8 protein-coding genes are annotated in these 6,026 nt (G+C 72.8%); 1 reads left to right on the top strand and 7 read right to left on the bottom strand.

What is annotated here, in order from left to right:
- Positions 1–161: 161 nt before the first annotated feature.
- Genes VFZ20_RS15205 through VFZ20_RS15175 form a run of 7 tightly spaced genes read right to left on the bottom strand, consistent with a single transcriptional unit; the run spans position 162 to position 4,909 of the window.
- Complete coding sequence (locus tag VFZ20_RS15205; RefSeq protein ID WP_329684756.1) at positions 162–893, bottom strand: FliH/SctL family protein; 732 nt, start codon at positions 891–893, stop codon at positions 162–164.
- Positions 874–1,911 (bottom strand): flagellar motor switch protein FliG, encoded by a 1,038-nt coding sequence (gene fliG, locus VFZ20_RS15200; RefSeq protein ID WP_329684755.1) that lies wholly within the window; start codon positions 1,909–1,911, stop codon positions 874–876. Before fliG ends, VFZ20_RS15205 begins: the two co-directional genes overlap by 20 nt.
- A 3-nt stretch (positions 1,912–1,914) precedes the next feature.
- Positions 1,915–3,438, bottom strand: coding sequence for a flagellar basal-body MS-ring/collar protein FliF (gene fliF, locus VFZ20_RS15195; RefSeq protein WP_329684754.1), 1,524 nt, complete (start codon positions 3,436–3,438; stop codon positions 1,915–1,917).
- 11 nt (positions 3,439–3,449) lie between these two features.
- Positions 3,450–3,764: a flagellar hook-basal body complex protein FliE gene (gene fliE / locus VFZ20_RS15190; protein WP_329684753.1), complete on the bottom strand. Its 315-nt coding sequence runs from the start codon at positions 3,762–3,764 to the stop codon at positions 3,450–3,452.
- A gap of 13 nt (positions 3,765–3,777) precedes the next feature.
- Positions 3,778–4,089, bottom strand: coding sequence for a hypothetical protein (locus VFZ20_RS15185; RefSeq protein ID WP_329684752.1), 312 nt, complete (start codon positions 4,087–4,089; stop codon positions 3,778–3,780).
- A 5-nt stretch (positions 4,090–4,094) separates the two neighbouring features.
- Positions 4,095–4,610, bottom strand: a complete 516-nt coding sequence (gene flgC / locus VFZ20_RS15180; RefSeq protein ID WP_329684751.1) for a flagellar basal body rod protein FlgC — start codon at positions 4,608–4,610, stop codon at positions 4,095–4,097.
- Between the two features lie 2 nt (positions 4,611–4,612).
- Positions 4,613–4,909 carry a hypothetical protein gene (locus VFZ20_RS15175; protein ID WP_329684750.1) on the bottom strand — a complete coding sequence of 99 codons (297 nt, stop codon included), beginning with the start codon at positions 4,907–4,909 and terminating at the stop codon, positions 4,613–4,615.
- 823 nt (positions 4,910–5,732) lie between these two features.
- On the opposite strand from VFZ20_RS15175, the gene VFZ20_RS15170 reads away from it, so the two are divergent.
- Complete coding sequence (locus VFZ20_RS15170) at positions 5,733–6,002, top strand: hypothetical protein (RefSeq protein WP_329684749.1); 270 nt, start codon at positions 5,733–5,735, stop codon at positions 6,000–6,002.
- Positions 6,003–6,026 lie beyond the last annotated feature (24 nt).

The following is a 6,026-nucleotide window of genomic DNA, read 5'->3' as shown; positions in this document are numbered from 1 at the left end:
CCTTCGGTCGGCGCCAGGGTGCGGCGCGCGAGGCGGGACCGCGCGGCGCCTCCCTCAGGAAATCAACGGCAGGACGAGGCCCGATGAACGGCACAAACGCAGAGGCGCGAAGGGAAACTCCTCCGCGCCTCTGCGGCTCTGCGTGAGAATGCCGTTGCCGTTCAGCTGGTGTAGGTAAGGCGCCGGTACACGCGCTCCAGGGCCGTGTCCACGCGGCCGTCGATGATGCGGTCGCGGCCCTCCACCACGCACCCGCCCGGCTCCACCAGCGGGTCCGCGTGCCACGCCGCCTCGCGCCCCTCCGAGGGAAAGCCCACGTCGCCGCCGGACGCGGACTGGATGGCCTGCAGGTCCTGCGGGTTCACCCGGATGCGCACCGGCTGGTCCACGGGGAACTCGGCCAGGGCGCTCTTCACCAGCTCGCCCACGGCCGCAGGGTCGCCCCGCAGCTCGCGGCCGATGAGGTGCCGCGCCACGGCCACGGCCAGCGCGCACACGTTCTCCTCGATGGCGCCCGTCCACCGCGACTCGCCCGCGCGCAGATCCGCCAGGGCGATCTCGGCGGCCTGCACGGGGCCCCGCAGCCGCGCCGCCTCGCCGGCCTCGCCCGCGCCGCGGCCTTCCTCGTAGCCGCGCAGGTACGCCTCGTGGACGGCCCGCGCGTGCTCGGCCGCCAGCGCCTCCGCGCGGGCGCGCTCCGCCGCGGCGGCCGCGATCCGCGCCTCCTCGGCGGGGTCCACGGCCGGGGCGGCGTCCACCTCGGCCCCGTCCGTCTCCGGCAGGGCGAACGGCTCGAACGGGGAAAGCTCGGCCGGGGTCCAGCTCGCGAGCCCGCGCAGCGCGGCGGCGCCGGGGCCCGCATGGACGGCGGGCCTACTCGACCACGAGATCATCGGCCCCCGTGGCAATCACGATCTCACCGGCCTCTTCCAGCGCGCGCACGCTGCGCACGATGGCGGCCTGCGCCGTCTCCACGTCGCGGACGCGGACGGGCCCCAGGAAGTCCATCTCCTCCTTGAGCGCCGTCACCGCGCGCTGGGTCATGGCGCCCAGGATGCGGTTGCGCAGCTCGTCGCTGGCCACCTTGAGGGCAAGGGCCAGCTGCTTGCTCTCCACCTCGCGCAGCAGGCGCTGGATGGCGCGGTCGTCCAGGTTCACGATGTCCTCGAAGACGAACATCAGGGCCTTGATGCGCTCGCACAGCTCGGGGTCGCGGTCCGCCAGCCCCTCCAGCAGCTCCTTTTCCAGCGAGCTGTTGAGCAGGTTGAGCACGGCGGCCACGGCCTCGGGCCCGCCGGACGAGCTCATCCCCTCGCTGAAGCTCACGTACGCGTCCGTCCCCAGGGCGTTCTCGATCATCTGCAGCAGGTCCGGCGCGACCTTTTCCATCTTGGCCATGCGGTACATGATCTCGCCCCCGTTGCTCCCCGGCCCCAGGTCCTTGAGGATGGCCGCCGTGGCCATGGGGTCCAGGTGCGCCAGGATCAGGGCAATGGTCTGCGGATGCTCGCCGCGCAGCATGGCGCCCAGCTGCTGCGGGTCGGCGCTGCGCAGGCGGTCCAGGCCGGCCACGTCGGCCAGCTGGCCCTGGATGCGCTTCATCATCAGGGCGGCGCGCTGGGGGCCGAACGCCCGCTCCAGGATCTCGCGGGCGTAGTCCACGCCCCCCTCGGCCAGCTGCCCGGCCGCGCGCAGCATCTCCAGCCACTCCTCCAGCACCGCCTCCACCGTGGGACCGTCCACGCGGTCCATGCGGGCGATCTCGAAGGTGAGCCCCTCCACCTCGTCGGTGGGCAGGCGCTGGGTGATGAGGGACGCGGTCTCCGCGCCCAGGGCCATGCACAGGATGGCCACCTTCTGCTTGCCCGTGAACTGCGCCGTGAGCGCCGTTCCTTCCGCCACTGCGACCATGTGTCAGCTCTCCTTCATCCAGGCCCGCACCAGGCGGGCGGCGACCTCGGGCTGGTCCTTCACCACGTCGGCGACGCGGTCCAGCACGGTGGGCGGCGGCGGCGGCAGCGCGATGGCGGGCTCCACCGGCGGCAGCGCCCCGGCCACGGCCCCGTCTCCCCCCGTCCCCAGGGGCAGGGCCGGCACCAGCACCCCGTTTTCGTCCTCCTGCCGCGCGGGCGCCGGCGGGCGCAGGGAGCGAATCAGCTTGAGCGCGATGTACGCGGCCAGCAGGAGGGCCAGCAGGTTGAGGGCGGGGCGCTGGAACTCGCGCACCAGCTCGCCCGCCGTGGGCGCCGCGTCGTCCGCCGGGAGCCCGGCGCCGCCGTCAAACGGCATGCTCACGACGCTCACCACGTCGCCGCGGCGCGGGTCCACGCCCACGGCGCTGCTCACGAGGGCCTGCAGCCGCTCCAGCTCCACGGGCGGGCGCGGCGTCGTACGTCCCCCGCCCACGGCCGGCTTTTCGTTCACCAGCACGGCCACGGTGAGCCGCTTGAGGGTGCCGCCGTTGCTGCTGAACGTCTCCAGCGACCGCGTGTTCTCGTACGTGGCCGTGGACGTCTCGCTCCCCGCGCCGCCCTGCGGGCCGGGGAGGATGGCGCTCTTTTGCTCGGTGGCGATGGCCTGGCGGTCGGGGTCCACGCTCTCGGTGGTGCGCTCCACCCGGTCAAAGCTCAGGTCCGCCGTCACCCGCACGCGGGCGTTGCCGGCGCCCACGGCCTGGGCCACCAGGTCCGTGGCCTTGCTCTCCAGGTACTGCTCCATCTCGCGGCGCATCTCCAGCTGCCGGTTGGCCAGCGCGTCGGCGCTGCCGGGCTCGGCGGACGAGGAGAGCAGGCGGCCGGCATCGTCCAGCACCATCACGTCCTCGCTGCGCACGCCGTCCACGCTGCCGCTCACGAGCGCCGCGATGCCCTTGACGACGGCCGGCTCCGGCTCCGCCCCGCCCTGCAGGGAGAGGACGACGGAGGCCTCCGTGGGCTTGTTGCCGCGCAGCAGGGACGACTGCTCGCTCATGGCCAGGTGCACCTGCGCGGCCTTGACGCCCCGCATGCGGCCGATGGTGCGCTCCAGCTCGCCCTCCAGCGCCCGGCGGTAGTTCACCCGCTGGCTGAAGTCCGTCATCCCCCACGACGGCTGGTCGAACAGCTCCAGCCCGGGGCGCGCCTTTTCGCCGCCGAGTCCGGCGCCGGCCAGGGCCACGCGGGCGCGGGCCAGGTCCGGCGCGGGAACGCTGATCCGCGATCCGCCGTCGTCCAGCGCGAAGGGGATGGCGGCCTCCTGCAGCTGGTCCGTCATCTGGCCCACGGACTCCAGGGGCACGTTCTGGTACAGCGGCACGTACGCGGGCGCCGTGGCCCAGAACGAAAAGGCGAGGATGAGGGCCACTACGCCCACGCCCGCCCCGAGGATGACCGCGCGGCGCGGCCCCCCGATTCGGTCGATGAGCGCGCGCCCGCGCTCCAGCAGCTCGTCCGGCTTCACGTCCCGCTACCTCAGCTCTGCATGGTGGACAGGGACTGCCACGCCTCGAGCACCTTGTTGCGCACCTCCACCAGCATCTCCAGGGCGATGCCCGCCTCCTCGGTGGCCGCCATCACCTGGTGCAGCTCCACGCTGGGGTCGCCGCTGACGAAGGCGTTCACCTTTTGCGCGGCGTCGTCCTGCACGGCGCTCACCTGCCCCAGCGCCTGCTTGAACGTGTCGGCGAACGACGGCCCGTCCGCCGCCGCTGTGCCGCGGATGACGCCGCGCCCCGCGCCGATCTCGCCGATGCCGATTCCACCCATTCCCGGGATCATGTCACTCATCGTCCTTTGTCCTTCAGACCGTCACGTCCAGGTGAAGCCCGCGGAACACCGGCGGGCCGTTGGTCTCGGCGGTACGACCGTACGTAAGGGGGCCCAGCGAGCCGATGCGGGCAAAGAAGGCCCGCTCCTCGGGCGACAGGCCGCTCCACAGCTCGGGGTCCGTCCCCGGCGGGGTGTCGGCCGCGCCGTCGCGGCCGGGAAGCACCAGGTCGCGCCCCGTGCCGTCGGCCCCGCCCGTGCGGCCGCGGTCCGTGCGCGGCGTCCACTCCGGGAGGCCGGTGAGGATTCCCCCCGCGGCCCCCGCCCCCACGCGGTTCAGCGCCATGTGCGTTACAGGTTGATGGAGGCGCGCAGCATGGCCTTCGCGCTCTGGAAGACCGTGGCGTTGGCCTCGTAGACCCGGCGGGCGTCCATCAGCTCCACCAGCTCGTCCGTCACCCGCACGTTGGGCATGCGCACGTAGCCGTCGGCGTTGGCGTCGGGGTGGCCGGGGTCGTACATCAGCGCCCCCTCCGTGGCGTCTTCCTCCACGGCGGCCACGCGCACGCCCAGCGGGTTCTGCAGGGCCTCGCCGCCGGGCAGCCGGCCCAGGGCGGGCAGCCCGTCGGGGCCCAACTCGAACGGCTGCCCCGGGATCTCGCCGGCTTCCATGCGCACCACGCGGCGGCGGTACGGCGTGCCGTCGGCGGCGCGGGTGGTCTCGGCGTTGGCGATGTTGGTGGCCACGGTCTCGATGCGCATCCGCTGCGCGCTCAGGCCGCTGCTGGCGATGGCCAGCGTGCGGAACATGGGGCGCACGACGGGGCGGTACGGGTCGGGCGGAAACCCGCCGATGGGATCGGGCATGCTCAGCGTCCCCGGATGCTCAGGCGGAGCTGCTCGTAGCCCTTGCTGAGCAGCTTGGCGTTGGCCTCGAAGCGGATCTGCTCGTCGGCCAGGGAGACCATCTCGGCCTCCACGTCCACGGGGCCGGCGCCGGGGCTGCCGGGCTCGGCGGGGGTGCCGGGGAGGGCAAAGCCGTCGCTGTTGGCCAGCGTGGCCTTGGCCACGCGGTCGGCGATCAGCCGGGTGCGCTGGCTGCCCACGTCCAGGGCTTCCTTGAGTTGCGTGGCGGCCGTCGTGCGGCCGATGAACCCGTACAGCATGCGTAGCTCGTTGCGATGGGAGGCTCGATGCGATTGCCGCCCCGTGCCAAGGCATGCGCCGGACCACGTGCCGCGCCGGGGAGGCAAAGCACGCAAACCACCTTATGGAAACAACTTAGGATGTACTCCGCCGAGAATACGGGTGCGGCGCGAACGGGGAAGATTCGGCCTACCCGGCAGGTTCTGCCGGGGCCGAGCGGTGGGAAGGATGTGCCGGGGGCGGGAGGAAAGATGCGACGATGCCGAGCGACCGGATCCGTGCGCAGGGGAGAATTCGCGTCACGGCATCCGGGCGGCGATGGCCGGAGCCCCAGCCGGAGCGAATAAATTCGCCGCTGGAAATTCGCGAAGTCCACCTTCGTGGACTGCACCGCGGCCTCCGTGCGCACAGGCAGAGTTTCGGCGGGACGCGTTGCAAAATTCAGCGCGGATGCCGAACCACTCCGAGGATTGACGGCGGCGGTGTACGTCGGGCGCCCCCCGCTGGGGCAGTCCGCGCAGGCGGACTTCGTGCCTTTCCAGCGGCGAATTCATTCGCTCCGGCTGGGGGCCGGCCTTTATCCGCAATCGGCATGATTCGCTCGACGTGAGGACTGCCATTGTCGCTCCGGCTGCGCGCCGCCACCGTCGAGATCGCTCGCCACGCCTCTCACCCGCGTGGTCGCATTGGCCATTGCCAGATGATCCGCCTCATCCGCCCGTCCGCCTCATCCGCCCATCCGCCCGTCCACCCCTCACGCTCAACTCCCCGCGCCGCCTGCCGATACTGGCGGTACGCGGCGCCGCGTTCGGCGGTGGCCGCAGACGACACGAGCCACGCGCCATGACGATCTACCTTCTCGCAGCCACCGCCGCCGTCGCGGCCGGATGGGCCCTCCGCCGCTACACGGCGCCGCCCTGCCCGCGCTGCAAGCACCGCGACTGGGACATCGGCGGCGACGCGCGGCGCACGTCCCCGTTCGTCCACCGGGGCGAGCCCGTGCTCACACACCTGGCGGAGCTCACGACCTCCCGGGCGCTGGCCTGGAAGGATTGGTACGACACGGACAACGACAGCCACGGCGGCCCCGTCCCGGCCCTCGTCGCGCCCTGAACGGCACGAAGATCCGCCAGGCGA

This window comes from Longimicrobium sp. (assembly GCF_036280135.1).
Taxonomy (GTDB): domain Bacteria; phylum Gemmatimonadota; class Gemmatimonadetes; order Longimicrobiales; family Longimicrobiaceae; genus Longimicrobium.
Note: the sequence above shows the minus strand (reverse complement) of the source record. Positions and strands in the feature narration are given on the sequence as shown.